Raw genomic sequence first — 17,529 nt, forward strand, 5'->3', positions numbered from 1 at the left:
TTAATAGCTGACCGCTGCAAGTGTTATTCGCAGCGCCCTAGCCTCTTTAAATGTTTAAGTCATTCAACCATTTAATCACCGCTTCTTTACTGTCGGCGGCCTCATCACGATTGACGGAATAGCCGTCTTCGATTACTTTGGCGCTGGGCTCTTCTTTCTTGATCGAATCGATCGTAGAGGAAAAACCACTGCCGCCATGAGTATTAAAAGGGATGATGGTCTTCCCGGCGAGATCTGTTTCGTCTAAGAAACTGTAAAGGATCATGGGCATGTCCCCCCACCAGTTTGGATAGCCGAGAAAAATTGTTTCGTACTGATCCATCGTTTCGATTTTTTCTTTTAATGCTGGTCGTGCCCCCTCCTCTTGTTCCTTACTAGCCAGATCCACTAATTCTTCATGATCTGTAGGATACGCTTTGTCAGGTTCAATTCGGAAAATGTCCCCTCCAACTCGTTCTTGGATCGTTTGCGCCACATATTGTGTATTGCCTAGAACTTTCCCACCGATCACGACCGCGCTGTTTTCCTCTTCTTGGGTCATATTTTCAGGATCATCTGTTTCCGGCACTGAAAAATAAACCACCAATGACTTCCTAAATTTCTCTGGCGCTGGAGCAACAGGAGCCGAATCTTCTGACTTATTTCCAGTAGAACTTGAATCTTGAGACTGATTCTCCGTATTGCCGCAAGCCGACAACGTGGCAACCGCAACTATCGCTGCTAAAATCCCAAATCGTTTTTTCATTTTTTTTCCACCTTCCCAGGTTGGCTGCATCCTCACTCTTCCTTTAACTCGTTATTGATTTGGAGTTTTTCCTTTTCATAAGTGACCATATGAGTATCAAAATTATCTAGTTTGTATTTCAAATAATCCCGCGCTTCTTCTAATGCACTGATTTTCGCTTCCGCCTCATCCAAATGCTCCTGCAAAATCGCCTTTCTTGCGCCCAAGGTTTCGCCGCCTTCGCGAGAAAGACTGGCATAATCGATCAATCCTTCGATCGACACCCCCGCATTGCGTAAAACTTTGGCGAAATACACCCAGTTCAAATCCTTCTCAGAAAAATCCCGATACCCATTTTTATCACGAGTAATCGGCGGGATCACCCCGATTCGTTCGTAATAACGCAAGGTGTCTGCCGAAAGCTCATACTTTTCACTGACTTCTTTGATATTCATGTCTTCTCTCCTTTCTCACTCAGTGGTTCTTACTAAACTTATCAAATTCTCCACAGCTTCCGGCTCACGATGATCAAAGAAACTGGATTTCTGCTGATCCAATGTCGTTATTTTATCCATGTCCTCTGCTGATAATTCAAAATCAAACACGTCAAAATTTTGCTGCATCCGAGCGACATTCGCAGATTTTGGAATTGCCACGATGCCTCGTTGAATATGCCAGCGCAAGATGACTTGTGTGACAGATTTGCCATATTGATCCCCGATTTGTTGCAGCAGCTCATTTTGAAACAAGTTATTTTTACCTTCCGCAAAAGGTGCCCAACCTTCTACCTGCACACCCTTTTCGACCATTGCCTTTTGATCGGCTGCTCTTTGGAAGAAGGGATTGACTTCGATTTGATTGACCGCCGGAGTGATCTCGTTGAAGGCTGCTAAATCAATCAAACGATCTGGATAAAAGTTCGCTACACCAATCGCTTTGATTTTGCCTTCTTTATATAGCTCCTCCATCGCACGCCAGGCACCATAGACATCATTCAATGGTTGGTGAATCAAATAAAGGTCCACATACTCCAAGTCTAGCCGTTCCAACGATCGCTGAAACGCTTTTTTCGTTCCCTCATACGTCGCATCACTGATCCATAATTTCGTCGTGAGAAACAATTCTTCACGAGGAACCCCACTGCGTTTGATCGCTTTTCCGACGGCTTCTTCGTTTCCATAAGCTGCCGCGGTATCGATCAAACGATACCCCTGAGTGATCGCCTGATAGACGATCTCTTCACATTCTTCAAGGTCCGAGATCTGATAAACACCAAATCCTAAAATCGGCATCTTCACACCGTTGTTTAATGTAACGTTGTCCATTGCTGCTCCTCCTCTATTGTACCTGTTTTGTCGGGCGAATAATAATTTCGTTCCACGCCGCGTCGTCAGGCAAGTCGATGGCTTGTTGGATCGTTGTCGCTACACGATCCACAGAGATGCCAAAATGATCATAAAATGTTTCGTAGTTTTTCTTCAAAGTCGGATCAGTGACCGAAGATAATAAATTAGTATTGATCGCGCCCGGCGAAACGATCGTGACCCGAACATTCGATTCATCCTGCGCCACTTCCTCCCGCAAAAACTCACTGATGGCACGAACGGCCCATTTTGTCGCAGAATACACGGCACCGCCAGCATGAGCATAATGACCAGCCACCGAAGAAATGTTGATGATCTGGCCGCTTTTTTGTGCATTCATAAAAGGCAGCACCGCTCCGATCCCATAAAGCGTTCCTTTAATATTACTATCGATCATCTGATCCCAATCCTTGATCCGCTTATCCTTTAATGGGGAATGAGGCATGATCCCTGCACTGTTGATCAATACATCGACCCTTCCAAAGGTATCCACCGCCAACTGAACAAGGGCCTCGACCTGCCGATTATCCGTGACATCTGTTTCCTGATAAATAGCCTTTCCAGCATTATTTCGGATATCCTCAACGATTTCCCTTAGTTTAGATTCCCGGCGAGCACCCAGAACGACGCGATTCCCATGTGCTGCAAGCAGCTTGGCACTCGCTTCTCCGATGCCGCTGGAAGCTCCTGTAATTACGATTACTTTGCTTTCTCTCATTCTAAATCCCTCCTGATGAATCAAGCATACACCTTGGAGTTCACTTCAAGGCAAGAGGAAAATCTATTTTTTGTACGATTAATTATTCTCCTTAGTTATCAGAAAGCACTCTTGTTTTTTTACCCGTCACTTGTTCCAAAAGACGAATTTCACTATCTGTAGACTTTTTTCAGTATAATTGATAGTATCCAAACACAGTATCCCAAAAAGGCATCATCAATTAGTTATTCTAAGAATGGAGTGATCGTTATGTTTTTCAAGAAAAAAGCTCTCAGTAATAACATCGATGAAAAGAAACCTGATGTGTGGGGACGAGAACCCATCGCCTTATATGAATAGGTCGGACGAAAAATAGATCGAAGCGAGAAGAATTTTAGGATTACACGTGAAGGACACTATATTTTTGATTTCATGGTTCTTTTTTATAACGGCAAGCCCGATATTCGCGGTGTCGGCGGCTTGGTTTACGAGGCAGAGTGGACGAATTACGGCACTAAAATCTACAGAGTGAACACTACTCTTTCTGCCGAGGCGTTGGAGGCATTGATCATTGATGAGCTATCCCTCACGAAATCAGATTTTTTAGTTAGTCCAACCGCAATCGATCCCAGAATTTATTGAAGCCGTGACAGACGAGTTGCTGACAAGTGTTTGTAATTCGCAATAGCTAGGTAAATGAAACGGCCTAACTCCCTCTACTCGACAAAAAAAGAGCGCGCATAAGCGGGCTCTTTTTTTATCCACGTTCCGTCTCAAATGTAAGAAAGTAACTGCTGACCATGCCTGATCTGGCAATGGTCACCTCCATGCTGCCGATTTCTTCATCCTGCTGTATTTTTTGAAGCAGGTGTTGCTCGATAATCTCGTCTTCTGTTAACTTCTTATCTAAATGCTCAATGTAGGGCTGACTTTCCTCAAGGGATTCACCAGAATAAACAACATAGGTCAGCATCGTTTCTTGATTTTTAAAGCTGGTCTTTGCCATCCATTGTTGTATCGACATCTCTTTTCCAAAGCTCCCCAGCATCAGGATCGTGTCCTCCATATCCTCTTGATCCCATTCATAGAGAGGATTATTTGTTTCCATGAGCCTTCCGATCTCCAGCACTTGATCCTTTGTTAATTTTCCTTCGTCCGCAAGTTCATAATTGTCACTTTCTGGCGGTTCAATGACGCGATAGAGTAACGTTCCATCTTTATCGAGAACATCACATTTGAGAAGGTGTTCGTCCTTTAATGTCGTGATCCAAATCACGCGTGCCGTTCGGTAATCCCCATAGCTCTGTTGTATTTTTTCATAATTGATCGTCATCAGTTCCCCCCTAACACTACGTTTTGCAAGCCGCTCGACTCAACCGCTTTCATTCATAGTATAAAAGATACTTAGTCCGTTGACTAGCGGTATTCCAACGAAAAAAAACTATTTAATGAAAATAGATAAATGATTTGAGTATTTTTTTAAAGCAAAGAAAAAAACTCCACTCTCATTACGAGACTGGAGTCGAATACTTAAAAAGTTTTTTCTATTGATTAGAACGATTCGTTATTTTGATCTGCCTAAGAAGAATGACACGATCAGTACTAAAATGACCGCACCAATGATCGATGGGACTAGAGCCATGCCGGCTAATGAAGGGCCCCAAGAACCTAATAATGCTTGTCCTAAAGCAGAACCTACTAAACCTGCGATAATGTTGGCGATCCAGCCCATGCTGTTTCCTCTACCTGTAATTGCTCCGGCGATCGCTCCGATAACTGCTCCAATAATTAATGACCATAATAAACCCATGATTAATTCCTCCTATTTTTAGTGACTATTTTTTATTTATTACTCGACACGCGGTTCGCGGTTTTCATCGATTTTTTCTTTTGCTTTATCTGTTCCGCGTCCTGCTGCGTCTTTTGCTTTTTCTGTTTGTTCTGAGGCGAATTCGCCTGTTGTTTTAGCAGCACTTGTTACTTTGTCCTGTACTGTTTCACTATCTTGTTCAAACTCTTCTTTTGTTTTGATATCAACAACGTGAATATTCACTTCAATAACATCTAAATGTGTCATTTTGCCGACTTCATCACGAACCACTCGTTTGATCTTGTTGGCTACTTCAGTGATATCTTTTCCATATTCCACCACAACGTCCATATCCACAGCTACTTGCTTCTTGCCGACTTCTGTTTCGATACCTGCAGTCACGTTATCTGTGTTTACTAATTTGCCCGCAACGTTTGAGAAAAAGCCGCCATCAACTGTTAACAAGCCATCGATTTGTTCGATTGCGACACCAATGATTTTTTGAATCACTTTGTCGTCGTACGAAACTTCCCCTTTGACTTCATCAGACTCATGATTGTTATGTGTGGGATTTGAATGAGTCGGTGTCGAAGCTTCTGCCTTCTCGTTTAAATTTTTCTTTTCAAAATTTTCTACCATGTACAATTCCTCCTATAATATAATTATATTTATCTTTCATGCCTTCCAAGTACACTTAGAAAAGCATAGATAGCTTCATTTGTTCTTTCTTTTATACATAAATTCATCAAGTAGACCCGTTTGTTCAAAGTAATAGCCTAGCGCTACACCTAATCCTGTTAACACAATGATCACCAACGTTTTAAAAAAACCAATGGATACAAACAGAATCGCTAAAATGAGTCCCAATCCGCCAAAAATAATTGGGAGTTTGTAGTTATTAAATAAATCTTTCATGTGCTCCCTCCTATTTCACGCGTGACTGATTTTCAGTCGTCTGATGTTCTTCAAATGATGTATAAGCGACATCTACTTTGACCTGTTCACGGCTACCTAAAATTTCCTGCAATTCCTTTTGAATGTCTTCCATCAACGTTCCTGTTTTTCCGATGTGGGCAGACGTTCGATTTAAATTGCCTTTTACTTTGACCTTGATCTTGTTCTTGGTTGCACGAACCTTGACTTGCGGTGAGTCCACGAACCCAACTCCTTCGATCTTGGAACGGACAAATCCTTCTATCGCTTGTTTGCTAAAGGATAAACGGCCTTTGTTTTCTTTCAAAACAAACGTCTGTTTTCCCTTTGGATAAAAAATAAGGAACAAGATAAAAATCAGTACTACTACAGCGAATACTAAAGCTAACCAAAAGAGATACTGACGAAAATAATCGTTGGACAACGTTGTCATTAAGAAATTGTTTCGTCGGATACCGAAAGGAAGAGTCAAATAGGGAGAACTGATTGCGATTACCATCAATAATACTGACATCAACAACACAGAGAAAAGAATACCGATTGCTTTTATTCCACGATTCATAATGCGCCTCCTTAAAGAGTTGATATGAATTGTTCTTGGGCAATCATTATAAAATAACTATCTCGTATTTTTTAAAAATGGTCGCACCACTTTTCTTCCTCGCTTTCATAAATAAGCATAACTTACTTTATTTTTTTTTAACAATAATTTGCTTACAACCAAACGGTATATAAAAAAATAAATAGAGATTTTGAACAAAAAAAGCGCAATTATCGATTCTTATGACTATAAACCCCTCAAAAGTAATTCTCTCCTCACACACTCTCTTCCTCTCTCATAATCTTTAAATAACTTTTTGTAAAAATTAAGAGAACAAAAAAACACCCAGCCAATCACTGCTGAGTGTGTCGAAAAACCGTTTATTTAAGTTAAAATTCCTGTCCATGCAGTCCCTTCACCGTATCCACAACACTCTCGTGGGCGACATTTGTCACGTCAAAATGAAAAATCTTGAATGTGGTTTCCAGGATAAAGCCGATACCGAAGACTGAAATAACAGTCCCGATCCCGACCTTCGCTCCTAATAGCCAGCCGATCAACAAGACCGTTCCTTCGATGATTCCTCGAACGAGACCGATGGGAACATTGGGCATTCGCTTCCCGAAAGCTACCATCAAGGCATCTCTGGGACCGCAGCCAAGGGACGCACCAATGTAAAAATAACTGCCTACACAAATGGCGATTTGCCCCAACAGCAGCATCACGACCCCCGGTAAAAAATGAGTCATTTGCGGGATGATCCCCATAGCTTGAATCATATCCGCGAAGGTACCGATCAAAATGGTATTTAAAATCGTACCGACCCCAATTCTTTCCTTTAACGCAACATCGATGACTAAAATGGCAAACCCACTGATGATCAGAATATTTCCATAGGTTTGATTCGTCAGATTAGCAATCCCAATACTGAAGGCTTCCCAAGATGCCAGCCCGATATTGGCCTGAATGGTCAAAAAGGACCCCAACGCAAATAAGAACAACCCAACTACCAACTTGATTAACCGCACACTGTACTCTTTCATTTAAACGCTTCTTTCTTTACTCATTTCTTTTTCGACCTATAGGATAAAAAAATAATCGTGACTACTCCAATGCCGCGAGTGCTTCGCTCGCCCAATTTGAATCCTTCAATATCGCGCGCCCAACGCCAATCATATCTGCTTTATTACTTACTAGAAGATCTTCTGCAGCGGAAGCCGTCACCACGCCCCCAGTAAGTATAACAGGAATGTGTACACTTTTCTTGAGGACTTCTGATAGATCACAAAAGTAGCCTTCTTTTTTCGTGTGGGGGTGCGTATAAAAACTAAACCCGCCGGAAACATCTATCAAACAAACTCCAGCTTCCTCAAACGCCTTTGCGGCAATCACACTGTCTTCAATCGAAGTTCCACCAGGTAAATAATCACTCGCACCCAATCGAACAGCAATAGGAAAGTCCATACCGACCTGTTTTTGAATCCCGCGGATAATTTCTAAATGAAGCTTGATTCTACCGCTGATTTGATCGCCGCGATAGGCATCTCTTCGTTTGTTGATCAATGGAGAATAGAACTGATTTAGCAGGTACCCGTGTGCCGAGTGAAGCTCCACGCCATCGAAACCTGCTTCTTTTGCTCTTACTGCTGCCGCAACAAATGCACTGATTACGTGTTGAATCTCCTTCACCGTCATTTGCTTCGGAATTCCTTCCGCCCGCGAGACTTTAGGAAACACGGTTGCACTTGCGCTTAAGGGTTCTGCTCCGATAATCGCCTGTTTAGCTAATCCCCCTGCATGACTGATTTGCGCGAATGCTTTTGTCTGATTTTGATGAATGACTGTGGTCAATTTCTTCAAGCCCACAATATCACTGTCTTTCGCAATAGATAATTGTCCAGCACTCGCTTGTCCGCGGGGATGGACAAAGCTATGCTCCGTGATGATCAATCCGAGTGATCCTCCTGCACTTTTTTCAGCATAGTACGCGCAAAGTGCATCTGTCACTTCTCCATTCTCGGTAGATTTTGCTGTGGCCATTGGCGGTAACACCAAGCGATTGTTGATTTCAAGATTCCCTACCCTAATGGGCGATGCCAGTACACTCATCCCTGCTCCTCCTTTTTCCATCTCTACCTGTCCTACTTTTTTAAGTGTAGCAGTTTCTCGGAGGGAATATAAGAGAGACTCCCCTTTTTCAATTGAATTCCGAGGCTAAATATTCTTTTTTCTACTATATAAAGGTAGCTTTAATTATCAGAGACCGTTAGTTGCTTTTGAAGCTGAGTTAAGATTCATAGCACATATTTCTTTTGCGATATTTTTATCACTTAATTCCATATAAAAACAAAGACCCAATCAACAAATCGAAGGGATTAGGTCTTTGCAGTATTAGTTTTCAGTTAATTTTCTCATGAAAAAAACGCTATCGACATCCATCAAATGATAATCTTTTGGCATCTCTGTTTTATCGATCAACTCAAAGCCGTTCTTTTTATAAAATTTTTGAGCCGCCTTCAACACCTCTACCGTACCTAAATAAAGCCGCTCATAGCCTTGTTCTTTACAGTAGTTCACCAAAGTATCCAATAATTTTCGACCGATCTGTTTTTCTCCTCGGAAATCTTTTGTGACAAACATCTTTTTGATTGCTCCGCAGTGATTTTCTAATCGTACAAGCGCGATCGTCCCGATCACCTTATCATCAAACAGCGCGACCCAAAAGTTGCCTCCCGTATTGATATATTCTTCTTGGATCGTTAACAGATCTGGCTGATCCTCAACGGTAAGCTGGATGTTAAACTCTTCTCGCTGAATAGGAATGATCAGATCCACGATTTCTTGTGTGTATTTTTCTTCAAACGGTACGATTTTTACTTCTGACATGTTGGACAACTCCTTTTTATTCTTCTAACTCATTAGGAACGACTTGATACAAAATTTTTTCGATCGTTTTCATAGCCTGAACCAATTGCTGCTGCTCCTCATTATTTAGAGGTGCTAACAGCTCCTGCATTTTTTGATCCGACTGCGCTTCGACATAACGATTCAACGCCGTGCCCTCTTCCGTGAGGAAAAGATGCATGCTTCGGCTATCTTCAGAACTCTTCTCTTTATAAATATAGCTGTTTCGTTCTAATTTACTCAATTTCCGACTCAAATAGCTCTTTTTAATATTTAGACATTTCGTCAGATCATTGGCCGTGACATTAGGATGACGACCGATCTCTCCCAAAATCCGCATTTCGATCATGGAATAATCCAGATCAAATACTTTTTGATCGAAGACGCCTAAGATTCTCGTGTAATAACGATTGAATTTCCTTACTTCCTGCGTATCCATCCCGTCCTCCTATTCTCTTCAACTAGTTTACTTTATCAACTAGTTGAAGTATACACAATTTAGTTTACTTTATCAACTAAGTTTCGTTGAGAGTAAAAAGACTTGTAGAAACGTATGGAATGCTTTATTCTATCAAAAGTGTTCTTCGTGAATTCTTGTGAAGGAAGTCATTTCCGACTATAATGCATGACGAACACCCAACACTATTTAGAAGCTAGGAGGCGGTCTTGATGACAGAATCATCTTGTATCGTACGCACAAAGAACGACGACCCTGTATTTAATTATTCGTTCTTTGATGGAAAGCTCTTTTCCTCAAAGACAAGAAACGAGGAAAATCATGACGAACAAACAACTATTATTGCGCCCATCTGATTATTGGTACTGCAAACAACAGATTGGTGAGTTGGTCAGCGCCTACCATTCTGTCAATGACAAGCAGACGATCGTGACGCTACAGACATTGATACAAGGAAAGACCGAAGAATTCTTCGGCCGTGACCCTCGATTAGCCGCGTATTGGGAAAAATTTCTTGATACCGGAATGACTCGGGAAACCTTTGAAAAATATTTTGAAGAACTAAAAGCCTTTGTCCAAGCGATGGACACGCCCTCTACCAAACAAATGGAGAAGGCCTTTCGAAAAGTAAAAAAAATGAACTATCCAGATTTGGAAGCAATGGATTTTCGTGAGTTGAGCTATTTAGGTTGGACTGATAGCGGCACGAATCGTAAGTATTTGATTCGAAAGATCGACAACCGCTTCACAGGAGTATACGGCAGCTTCAGCTCGGATGTTCAAAAAGGGCACTGTGCCATTTGCAATCAAATCAGTACAGTGAGCTTCTTCTTAGCTACTACAAAAACTTCTGGCGATGGAACCTATACAAAAAAGGGAAATTACATCTGCACCGACAGCAATCAATGCAATCGGCAAATGACCCAATTGGCTACACTTGATCGTTTTTGGGAAATCGTCACCAATTAAAATAAGCGCAACGAGTCGTGGAAACTGTTCCTATGACTCGTTGCGTTTTTTCGATCCAGTTCCGATGACTCTCCTATTTTCTAAATTTTCTCCATAAAAAAAGATCAAACACGGGCAGCCCGATGCTTGATCTTACTCGTTTTAAAATTACATGATTGTTCCCATTGCGACCTGTTGATCTTCATCTGTCGTGATTGCGGCAGCTACTGCAGCCTCTAAGCCTTTGGCTATCGTTTCAACGGGTAAGCTTGGTGTACCAACAGGTAAATCCACGACTTGTTCTGGTAAATACGGCACATGGATGAATCCACCCTTGATTGTTTGTTCTTTTTTCTCGGCTAAATATAACAAACGGTACATGATATCATTGCAGACGAATGTGCCCGCCGTATAAGAAACACTGGAAGGAATCCCCGCTTCTTTCACGTTGCTCACCATCGCCTTGACTGGGATCGTCGCAAAGTAGGCGGTTTCGCCATCCTCATGAATAACTTGGTTTAATGGCTGCTGCTGCTCATTATCTGGGATGCGCGCCTCCATCAAGTTGATCGCTACTTTCTCAATAGAAATATCCGAACGTCCGCCTGCTTGACCAACACAGATCACGATATCTGGTTGTTGTTCGTCTATCGCTTTGGCTAAGACTTCGCCATCTTTTTCAAAGACCGTTGGAATCTCTAATTTATGGATCTCTGCTCCCTCGATCGTATCTGGCAATAATTTTACTGCTTCATACGCTGGATTGATGGCCGCGCCACCAAAAGGATCAAACCCGGTAATTAATACTTTCATTAGACTCACCTTTCCTTTTCTACTATTTAAATAGAATCATATAGCCAATTTGGAACACTAAGAAGACCACCGCAAGCAACGCTTGATTTTTGATCACGCCAAAGCGGTCCTTCATCTCTAGCATCGCCACTGGTACAATATTGAAGTTCGCTGCCATCGGTGTACATAACGTTCCGCAGTACCCGCAAGTCAAAGCAACCATGCCGATCAACACTGGATCAGCACCGTAGGCTAAGACAAAAGGTGCCCCGATACCGACAGTCATGACCGTGATCGCCGCAAACGCGTTCCCCATGATCATTGTAAACAACATCATCCCGATCGCAAAGACAATGATCCCAAGATTCACATTTCCCTTTGGAATAACTTTCGCCACCAGCTCAGAGATGACTTCGCCAACGCCTGCTGCTGTAAAAATAGCCCCTAAACTTGCCAGTAACATCGGCAGCATGCTCAATGGACCGACTGTAGATAACATACGCTCTGCATCGTCCAAGAAAATCTTAGGTTTGTTAGATCGTGAATACACCATCAAAATAACGATCGCGACCAATACCCCAACACCGACGCCGACCAAGGCACCCAGTTGTGTGAATACCGCGAAAATAATGGCGAAGATCCCCATTGATAACGCTGGAATGAAGATTTTCATGCCGATCTTATCAGCCATTTTCTTCGTGACTGCTTCTGTTGGTGCACTTTCCTTGCCCTTGCTCACCTTTTTGAAAATCGGCGGCAAGGTCATGATGATCACCAATACCCCGTTGATCATCGGTGGAATCCAGCGACCGAACATCATTACGATCCCTAACGCACACCAGAAAATTGCGGTGCCGATGGGGGTTGCATTGTCTTTATCGCGGGCGTTTTTGATTCCTGTATAAATCGCTACTGCGCCCATGACCATATAGATGATCTCGAGTAATTTTTCAGATAATAATACGTCTTGACTTAGAAAAAATGACATCCTTTTTCCTCCCTATTTCTTGCTGCCGTAGTATTTTTTGTAAAGCTTGCGATCCTTTAAGAAGTAATAAACGATCGCTACGATAACCGCAAACAACGCGACTGGAATCTCTACTTTTGCAAGATCAAGCAAGCTCGTTTCGTACCCTAAATCTTTCAGTGTCGCTTGAACCAGCAATGCTCCCGGTCCGCCGACAAATAACACTTGGCAGAAGAACCAGGCGATATTCTCCATTCCTGAAGACATTCCCTTTAGCTCTTCCACGTATTCTTCATCCGGTTCTTGTCCTTTTGCTTCGATGGAACCAATCATCATTGGCATAATGATCGGACGGACAAACCCTGCCACGCCTCCGAAACTGATATTGAAGGCCGCAAAGATCGAGCGCATGATACCGTATGCCCCAATAACCGCCCCTGCCGACGCATTTTTTATTTTCCCGATCAATTTGGCCGCTGACTCTTTCAAGCCATTTCGCTCTAATGTACCGGTTACCAACATAATCAAAATAAAGATCGCCATCGAACGGTTCGAGACAAAGCTGGTTCCCAGTGTGTTCAACAAGCCGTCCACGCCTAGACCACCCGTAATTGCCGTCACGACTGCCGCGACTAAAATAATCAAAATAGAGTCCCATTTCAATGCAAAACCAATAATAACGATCAAAATACCTATTAATTTAACTAATTCCATGTAAAACTCTTCCTCCCTCTATCTATTAACCAGCCGAAGCTGAATTTAGCCATTATTCGTTCGAAAAAATCAGAAAGGGTGCATCAACGCAAATTTTGCAATTTTCTGATATTTCTCTCTATGCTTTCTTTTTCCACCAGACACTTCTCACGCTATTTCTTGAATAGCGTGCCGACTTCTCGTCCAGCCAATATATCAAACAAGACATACGGACTTTGCCCGTTCGCTAAGACCATTGAGATATTCGCAGCCAAAGCCCCTGTTGCAGTCTTTAATTTACTGCGAATCCCTCCGCGACTGAGCTTTCCGGTCGGAAGTTCGTCTGTTTCCGCGATAAATCGTTCATCGATCTCGCACAAATGACGAAACATTTTTGCCTCTTCATTAACAGCAGGATTTTCTGCGTATAACCCATTCACGTCCGTCAGCATAACCAACAAATCGGCTTGGACAGCTTCTGCAACAAGTAATGACAATTCATCATTGTCTTCAAATTTCGTTTTATACTCTGGCCCGTCGATCGTTACTGCATCATTCTCATTAATAATAGGCAAAATTTGTCCTGCCAGCAGCTCTTCTATCGTTCGAGCAAAGGCCTTTTGACTTTCGTCCCCTTCAAAGACCTTCCGATCCAGCAGCAATTGCGCGATTTTCTGATCTTGATTTCTAAAGGCTTCCTCATAAAGGCCTGTCAGTATCCCTTGTCCAACAGCGGCAGCCGTCTGCTTCGAAACATTTCCCAGCTGTGTAAGACCGATCCCCACAGCACCCGAAGAGACCAAAATAGGTTTTTTCCCCATCGCCATCAGCTCAGTCAATACATTAGATAACTGTTCAATGGCGGTTTCGATGATTCCCGTTTCTGGAGACACCAACAAACTTGTTCCGACCTTTACAACAATAACGTCGGCTTGTTTAATTTCTTCTCTCATGCGCTCACCTTACTATAAAAAACAAATAGATATACTTAATACAACTCTATCCATTTATTGCACTATTTTTATTTTTTGCTAATCATATCACAAATTCCTTCGCATGAAAATATTTTATTTTTTTAATCAAGTGTTCCTTTCAGTCTAAATCCCTTTATGATTGGAGGTTTTAACAATTGTACTTATAATTTAGACAACTCTGGCTTGTTGCTATTTAGTTATTTGAACTGAATAAAACGACTATTCGTATAATCAAAAGGAAAATATAAAAGAACGACTGACATAATAATAAATAACCTTAAATTCACAAAAGAATGCAAATGCTTGAATTTTTTTTAACTTTTATTTTGATTCGCAGTCGAGCCTCTACTTCTGATTTCCAAATCCACAACAAAAAATCCACTCCCTTCTATCAGTCTTAAAAAAACTGACAGCAAGGAGCAGACTCATCCTATTTTCTTGGCATTTCCGTTACTGAATACGACTTTTCTCAATCTCTCTCTTCGTATTGTTCCACCTCTCGCGCGTACTCCTTACTGGATTCGTATAAGGAGAGTGCTTTTTTCCGACGTTCTTTATGATTCACCAACGGACTCGGATAGTCCTTATCCAAAATAACTCCATATTGTTCCTGTTCCTCTTTCGTCATTTTTTCGGGTTGATGGATCAGCTTATCCGGCACATTTTTTAGCTCTGGGATAAACTCTCGAATAAATGCACCTTTAGAATCAAATTTTTGCGATTGTGTTGTTGGATTAAAAATTCGGAAATACGGCACCGCGTCTGTTCCTGTGGAGGCCGCCCACTGCCAACCGCCGATGTTGCTGGCAGGATCATAATCGATCAGCTTTTGCTGGAAGTACTTCTCTCCCCAACGCCAATCGATCAATAAATCTTTAGTCAAGAAGGAGGCTGTGATCATTCGCAGACGGTTGTGCATCCAGCCTGTTTCATTCAACTGGCGCATCGCGGCATCCACGATTGGAAAGCCTGTCTTTCCTGTTTGCCATTTTTCAAACAATTCTTTGTTATTTTTCCACTTGATAAAACGAAATTGTTCTTGAATGGGCTCCTTTTTTTGACGAGGAGAATTTGTGTAGATCATGTTATAAAATTCACGCCAGCATAATTCTTTTTCAAACGTTTTTCGACTTTGAGAAGGCTTCTCCTCTTGTAATGCCTGCCACACCGTGCGAATTCCTAGTTCTCCTGTTCGCAGATAACGTGACAGATGGCTGGTTTGATCCAAACTCGGAATATCTCGCGCGTTTTCGTAATTTGAAACAAAGTCCGTCACAAACTTCTTCAATTGCCGTTTTGCTGCTTCTTCGCCAACTTTAGTTTGTTTTTTTAATTTTCCGATCAGCTTTTCAAATTTCTTTTCATCCTCTTGAAAAAGCATTTTTGAATAGACCGCATCTGCCTTGAAACGAACATTGACGGGTGTCTCTTTGGCACGTTCCTTCCATTGATTGTAATAAGGTGTAAAAACCTTATAGGCATTTCCCTGTTGGTTTTTGATTTCTTTAGCACCATGCAGGTAATGATCTTGAAAACGGTAATAGTCAATGTCGTTTTCTTTGAAAAATTTCTTTGCCTGCTCGTCTCTTTCCGCTCCATATCCAGAGGTATCTTCATTAAAATAAATTCTTCCCCATTCTGGCATTGTCTCCTTCAATCGCTTGAATAAGTCCAATGGTTCCCCATATTGGATGTGCAAATGAGCTTTTTTGTCGATCGTTTTCTTAAAATGCGCCACACTAGCGAAAAAAGCTTCATGGTTTGAGCTGTCCTCTAGGAATTGTTCTGGATTCACTTGAAACAGCAACACCAATTCATCTTCCTCTGATAAATCCTGAAATGCGTGATAGAGCGCTTTATTGTCTTGTATTCTCAAATCGCGGCGAAACCATACCACAGCTTGCATCCAAACCCCTCCTTATAAACTAACGGTTCTTTCTTTGAAACTACCATAGAAAGAAGGAAAAATCATTTTTTTGAGCCTTCAAAAACGACAGTATTTTGGGAAAAAGCCCCATGAATCCCTTCAGCAAAGACATTCCCGTTTATTTGCAATTATCGAAAGAACTTGATTTCTTGTTTTCCACACGCACTCCTTATTCAAGCTGCTCTAAATTAGTTGAGAATAAAGATGCGAGGAATACGCAGCTCCTCTTTTATACCCGCTCATGACAAAAAGGCGCTCTTTCGAATGTTCGAAATAGCACCTTAAAAATCAGGTCAAATCGTTTTTGTTTGAAACAGGCTTATCCAATCATCGGTAAAATCATCGATCGCTTTTTTTGTCGCCGCAAAATGAAAAAACTCTTCTAAAATCGCCGGAGAAAATGTGACTGCATCCGCGCCTGCTTCTATCGCGTCTGTGATTTGTGTCGTACTTTTGATACTAGAGGCCATTATTTTTCCTTGCAGGGATTGGCTTATCATATACCTCTTCGCAGAATGAATCGTCTCAAACGGATCGATTCCGAGCGCTTCAGAACGATTGGTATAAATAGCGACATAATCGGCTCCCGCCTCCAACGCCATAAACGCGTGTAATTTTGTATACACCGCTGAGGTCGTGATCCGACATTCAGCATTGTCTTTTTTCAAGCGTGTCAATGCACTCAACCCAGCTTTAGATGCAGGGATTTTAACAAAAACGTCCTCCCCGAGAATGCGCCAAATCTTTTTAGCATCCTCCATCATTCCCACAGTGTCCTTTGCTACCACCTGCATATGCAAGGTGCGATCACCGCCAATCACATCTAATGTTCTTTTCATATGAGAGAAAAAGTCAATTTTACCCTCTCTCTTTATGATACTTGGTGTTGAGGTCACTCCCTTTATAGGGACGATATCCAGATATTTTTCAATACTTTCTAAGCAAACGGTATCCAACATGTACTCCATTTTCCACCCTCACCCTCTTGATTTTCCGCCAGCCACATTTGTGATGATACCACTTAAGTAGCTTGCATGATCTGATAAATAAAATGCAACGACATCCGCAACTTCGCTAAGTCTTCCTGCTCTGCCCATTGGAATAGTTGCTGCCTGCTCATAGCCCTGTCTTAATTCTTCGACAGTTATCCCACGAATGAATGCGAGTGTTTCTTCGTAACTCTCTGAGCGCAGATCTGTTTCTTCCATGATTCCGGGGGCCACGCCCAACACACGAATATTGTATGGACCTAATTCCTTAGCCCACGTACACGTCATACTATTGATCGCCCCTTTGGTCCCTACATAAAAGCCTTGACCAATGGACCCTTCTCTGGCGCTTTCAGTAGACAGGTTCACGATGACGCCTGATCGCTGAGGGATCATGACACGTGCCGCTGCTTGACTTAATAAAAAGACACTCTTTTGATTGACGGCAATCGTTCGATCAAACAATTCCTCCGTTAGCTCATAGTTTCCTGACCCATCTGGATTCACTAACATTCCGGGCAAAGCGATTCCCGCGTTGTTCACAAGACCGTCGATTTTTCCAAACGTGCGATAAACTTTAGCGACCTGATCCTCCACTTCAGTTTTTTTAGATACATCTACTTTATAGAAGAAATAGTTTTCATTATCAAAGGAATCGGTAGTCTTGAGATCAAAATTGATCACTCGTGCATTTTTTTCTAACAAAGAATTTACGATACTTTTCCCGATCCCTGAAGAACCGCCTGTGACTATCATGACCTTATCGTCCAAATGCAACCAATTTTCCATACTGTCCTCCTTGAAATCTC

23 protein-coding genes are annotated in these 17,529 nt (G+C 42.0%); 3 read left to right on the forward strand and 20 right to left on the reverse strand.

Features of this window, described 5'->3' with window-relative positions; genetic code table 11:
- Positions 1–46: 46 nt before the first annotated feature.
- The 4 genes from I592_RS18090 to I592_RS18105 are packed head-to-tail and all read right to left on the reverse strand — an operon-like array spanning position 47 to position 2,806.
- Positions 47–745, reverse strand: coding sequence for a flavodoxin (locus tag I592_RS18090; protein WP_044926884.1), 699 nt, complete (start codon positions 743–745; stop codon positions 47–49).
- A gap of 32 nt (positions 746–777) precedes the next feature.
- Positions 778–1,179 carry a MerR family transcriptional regulator gene (locus I592_RS18095; RefSeq protein WP_010779126.1) on the reverse strand — a complete coding sequence of 134 codons (402 nt, stop codon included), beginning with the start codon at positions 1,177–1,179 and terminating at the stop codon, positions 778–780.
- A gap of 15 nt (positions 1,180–1,194) precedes the next feature.
- Positions 1,195–2,049, reverse strand: a complete 855-nt coding sequence (locus tag I592_RS18100; protein WP_010779125.1) for an aldo/keto reductase — start codon at positions 2,047–2,049, stop codon at positions 1,195–1,197.
- A 13-nt stretch (positions 2,050–2,062) separates the two neighbouring features.
- Complete coding sequence (locus I592_RS18105; protein ID WP_010779124.1) at positions 2,063–2,806, reverse strand: SDR family oxidoreductase; 744 nt, start codon at positions 2,804–2,806, stop codon at positions 2,063–2,065.
- Between the two features lie 411 nt (positions 2,807–3,217).
- Here I592_RS18105 and I592_RS18110 point away from each other — a divergent pair, with 411 nt between their 5' ends.
- Positions 3,218–3,427, forward strand: a complete 210-nt coding sequence (locus tag I592_RS18110) for a hypothetical protein (protein WP_044926733.1) — start codon at positions 3,218–3,220, stop codon at positions 3,425–3,427.
- 115 nt (positions 3,428–3,542) lie between these two features.
- Here I592_RS18110 and I592_RS20835 read toward each other — a convergent pair whose 3' ends face one another.
- The 9 genes from I592_RS20835 to I592_RS18155 all read right to left on the reverse strand — a co-directional run bounded on the left by I592_RS20835 (position 3,543) and on the right by I592_RS18155 (position 9,412).
- Positions 3,543–4,118 carry a hypothetical protein gene (locus tag I592_RS20835; RefSeq protein WP_010779122.1) on the reverse strand — a complete coding sequence of 192 codons (576 nt, stop codon included), beginning with the start codon at positions 4,116–4,118 and terminating at the stop codon, positions 3,543–3,545.
- A 231-nt stretch (positions 4,119–4,349) separates the two neighbouring features.
- Positions 4,350–4,595, reverse strand: a complete 246-nt coding sequence (locus I592_RS18120) for a GlsB/YeaQ/YmgE family stress response membrane protein (protein WP_010779121.1) — start codon at positions 4,593–4,595, stop codon at positions 4,350–4,352.
- A 39-nt stretch (positions 4,596–4,634) separates the two neighbouring features.
- Positions 4,635–5,234 (reverse strand): Asp23/Gls24 family envelope stress response protein, encoded by a 600-nt coding sequence (locus I592_RS18125; protein ID WP_010779120.1) that lies wholly within the window; start codon positions 5,232–5,234, stop codon positions 4,635–4,637.
- A gap of 75 nt (positions 5,235–5,309) precedes the next feature.
- Positions 5,310–5,510 (reverse strand): DUF2273 domain-containing protein, encoded by a 201-nt coding sequence (locus I592_RS18130; RefSeq protein ID WP_010779119.1) that lies wholly within the window; start codon positions 5,508–5,510, stop codon positions 5,310–5,312.
- Positions 5,511–5,520: 10 nt separating this feature from the next.
- The gene (gene amaP, locus I592_RS18135; protein ID WP_010779118.1) at positions 5,521–6,090 is read right to left on the reverse strand and encodes an alkaline shock response membrane anchor protein AmaP; all 570 of its coding nucleotides are present in this window, start codon (positions 6,088–6,090) and stop codon (positions 5,521–5,523) included.
- 368 nt (positions 6,091–6,458) lie between these two features.
- Complete coding sequence (locus I592_RS18140) at positions 6,459–7,112, reverse strand: YczE/YyaS/YitT family protein (RefSeq protein WP_010779117.1); 654 nt, start codon at positions 7,110–7,112, stop codon at positions 6,459–6,461.
- Between the two features lie 61 nt (positions 7,113–7,173).
- Positions 7,174–8,178: an NADH:flavin oxidoreductase gene (locus tag I592_RS18145; protein WP_044926734.1), complete on the reverse strand. Its 1,005-nt coding sequence runs from the start codon at positions 8,176–8,178 to the stop codon at positions 7,174–7,176.
- Positions 8,179–8,460: 282 nt separating this feature from the next.
- On the reverse strand, positions 8,461–8,955 hold the full coding sequence (locus tag I592_RS18150; protein WP_010779115.1) for a GNAT family N-acetyltransferase: 495 nt from the start codon (positions 8,953–8,955) through the stop codon (positions 8,461–8,463).
- Positions 8,956–8,971: 16 nt separating this feature from the next.
- Positions 8,972–9,412, reverse strand: a complete 441-nt coding sequence (locus I592_RS18155) for a MarR family winged helix-turn-helix transcriptional regulator (protein ID WP_010779114.1) — start codon at positions 9,410–9,412, stop codon at positions 8,972–8,974.
- 230 nt (positions 9,413–9,642) lie between these two features.
- Between I592_RS18155 and I592_RS21485 the strand changes: the two genes are divergently transcribed.
- Positions 9,643–9,786: a hypothetical protein gene (locus I592_RS21485; protein ID WP_157777025.1), complete on the forward strand. Its 144-nt coding sequence runs from the start codon at positions 9,643–9,645 to the stop codon at positions 9,784–9,786.
- Positions 9,752–10,399: a FusB/FusC family EF-G-binding protein gene (locus I592_RS18160; protein WP_010779113.1), complete on the forward strand. Its 648-nt coding sequence runs from the start codon at positions 9,752–9,754 to the stop codon at positions 10,397–10,399. Before I592_RS21485 ends, I592_RS18160 begins: the two co-directional genes overlap by 35 nt.
- 147 nt (positions 10,400–10,546) lie before the next feature.
- On the opposite strand, the gene pcp is transcribed toward I592_RS18160, so the two are convergent.
- The 7 genes from pcp to I592_RS18195 all read right to left on the reverse strand — a co-directional run bounded on the left by pcp (position 10,547) and on the right by I592_RS18195 (position 17,509).
- Complete coding sequence (gene pcp / locus I592_RS18165; RefSeq protein ID WP_010779112.1) at positions 10,547–11,191, reverse strand: pyroglutamyl-peptidase I; 645 nt, start codon at positions 11,189–11,191, stop codon at positions 10,547–10,549.
- A 22-nt stretch (positions 11,192–11,213) separates the two neighbouring features.
- A complete protein-coding gene (locus tag I592_RS18170; RefSeq protein WP_010779111.1) occupies positions 11,214–12,158 on the reverse strand; it encodes a DUF979 domain-containing protein in 945 nt (314 codons plus the stop codon).
- A gap of 12 nt (positions 12,159–12,170) precedes the next feature.
- On the reverse strand, positions 12,171–12,851 hold the full coding sequence (locus I592_RS18175) for a 5-oxoproline transporter, DUF969 family subunit (protein WP_010779110.1): 681 nt from the start codon (positions 12,849–12,851) through the stop codon (positions 12,171–12,173).
- 152 nt (positions 12,852–13,003) lie between these two features.
- On the reverse strand, positions 13,004–13,783 hold the full coding sequence (gene proB, locus I592_RS18180) for a glutamate 5-kinase (protein WP_010779109.1): 780 nt from the start codon (positions 13,781–13,783) through the stop codon (positions 13,004–13,006).
- A gap of 490 nt (positions 13,784–14,273) precedes the next feature.
- The gene (locus tag I592_RS18185) at positions 14,274–15,710 is read right to left on the reverse strand and encodes a cryptochrome/photolyase family protein (RefSeq protein ID WP_010779108.1); all 1,437 of its coding nucleotides are present in this window, start codon (positions 15,708–15,710) and stop codon (positions 14,274–14,276) included.
- A gap of 314 nt (positions 15,711–16,024) precedes the next feature.
- Entirely contained in the window at positions 16,025–16,699 is a 675-nt protein-coding gene (locus tag I592_RS18190) for a fructose-6-phosphate aldolase (RefSeq protein ID WP_010779107.1), read from the reverse strand.
- Between the two features lie 9 nt (positions 16,700–16,708).
- Complete coding sequence (locus tag I592_RS18195; RefSeq protein WP_010779106.1) at positions 16,709–17,509, reverse strand: sorbitol-6-phosphate dehydrogenase subunit; 801 nt, start codon at positions 17,507–17,509, stop codon at positions 16,709–16,711.
- Positions 17,510–17,529 lie beyond the last annotated feature (20 nt).

It is taken from the genome of Enterococcus gilvus ATCC BAA-350, from assembly GCF_000407545.1.
Classification (GTDB): Bacteria; Bacillota; Bacilli; order Lactobacillales; family Enterococcaceae; genus Enterococcus_A; species Enterococcus_A gilvus.

Coding starts and splice junctions, on each gene's coding strand:
- I592_RS18090 (WP_044926884.1), bottom strand. CDS start 745: ATGAAAAAACGATTTGGGATTTTAGCAGCGATAGTTGCGGTTGCCACG.
- I592_RS18095 (WP_010779126.1), bottom strand. CDS start 1,179: ATGAATATCAAAGAAGTCAGTGAAAAGTATGAGCTTTCGGCAGACACC.
- I592_RS18100 (WP_010779125.1), bottom strand. CDS start 2,049: ATGGACAACGTTACATTAAACAACGGTGTGAAGATGCCGATTTTAGGA.
- I592_RS18105 (WP_010779124.1), bottom strand. CDS start 2,806: ATGAGAGAAAGCAAAGTAATCGTAATTACAGGAGCTTCCAGCGGCATC.
- I592_RS18110 (WP_044926733.1), top strand. CDS start 3,218: ATGGTTCTTTTTTATAACGGCAAGCCCGATATTCGCGGTGTCGGCGGC.
- I592_RS20835 (WP_010779122.1), bottom strand. CDS start 4,118: ATGACGATCAATTATGAAAAAATACAACAGAGCTATGGGGATTACCGA.
- I592_RS18120 (WP_010779121.1), bottom strand. CDS start 4,595: ATGGGTTTATTATGGTCATTAATTATTGGAGCAGTTATCGGAGCGATC.
- I592_RS18125 (WP_010779120.1), bottom strand. CDS start 5,234: ATGGTAGAAAATTTTGAAAAGAAAAATTTAAACGAGAAGGCAGAAGCT.
- I592_RS18130 (WP_010779119.1), bottom strand. CDS start 5,510: ATGAAAGATTTATTTAATAACTACAAACTCCCAATTATTTTTGGCGGA.
- amaP (WP_010779118.1), bottom strand. CDS start 6,090: ATGAATCGTGGAATAAAAGCAATCGGTATTCTTTTCTCTGTGTTGTTG.
- I592_RS18140 (WP_010779117.1), bottom strand. CDS start 7,112: ATGAAAGAGTACAGTGTGCGGTTAATCAAGTTGGTAGTTGGGTTGTTC.
- I592_RS18145 (WP_044926734.1), bottom strand. CDS start 8,178: ATGAGTGTACTGGCATCGCCCATTAGGGTAGGGAATCTTGAAATCAAC.
- I592_RS18150 (WP_010779115.1), bottom strand. CDS start 8,955: ATGTCAGAAGTAAAAATCGTACCGTTTGAAGAAAAATACACACAAGAA.
- I592_RS18155 (WP_010779114.1), bottom strand. CDS start 9,412: ATGGATACGCAGGAAGTAAGGAAATTCAATCGTTATTACACGAGAATC.
- I592_RS21485 (WP_157777025.1), top strand. CDS start 9,643: ATGACAGAATCATCTTGTATCGTACGCACAAAGAACGACGACCCTGTA.
- I592_RS18160 (WP_010779113.1), top strand. CDS start 9,752: ATGACGAACAAACAACTATTATTGCGCCCATCTGATTATTGGTACTGC.
- pcp (WP_010779112.1), bottom strand. CDS start 11,191: ATGAAAGTATTAATTACCGGGTTTGATCCTTTTGGTGGCGCGGCCATC.
- I592_RS18170 (WP_010779111.1), bottom strand. CDS start 12,158: ATGTCATTTTTTCTAAGTCAAGACGTATTATTATCTGAAAAATTACTC.
- I592_RS18175 (WP_010779110.1), bottom strand. CDS start 12,851: ATGGAATTAGTTAAATTAATAGGTATTTTGATCGTTATTATTGGTTTT.
- proB (WP_010779109.1), bottom strand. CDS start 13,783: ATGAGAGAAGAAATTAAACAAGCCGACGTTATTGTTGTAAAGGTCGGA.
- I592_RS18185 (WP_010779108.1), bottom strand. CDS start 15,710: ATGCAAGCTGTGGTATGGTTTCGCCGCGATTTGAGAATACAAGACAAT.
- I592_RS18190 (WP_010779107.1), bottom strand. CDS start 16,699: ATGGAGTACATGTTGGATACCGTTTGCTTAGAAAGTATTGAAAAATAT.
- I592_RS18195 (WP_010779106.1), bottom strand. CDS start 17,509: ATGGAAAATTGGTTGCATTTGGACGATAAGGTCATGATAGTCACAGGC.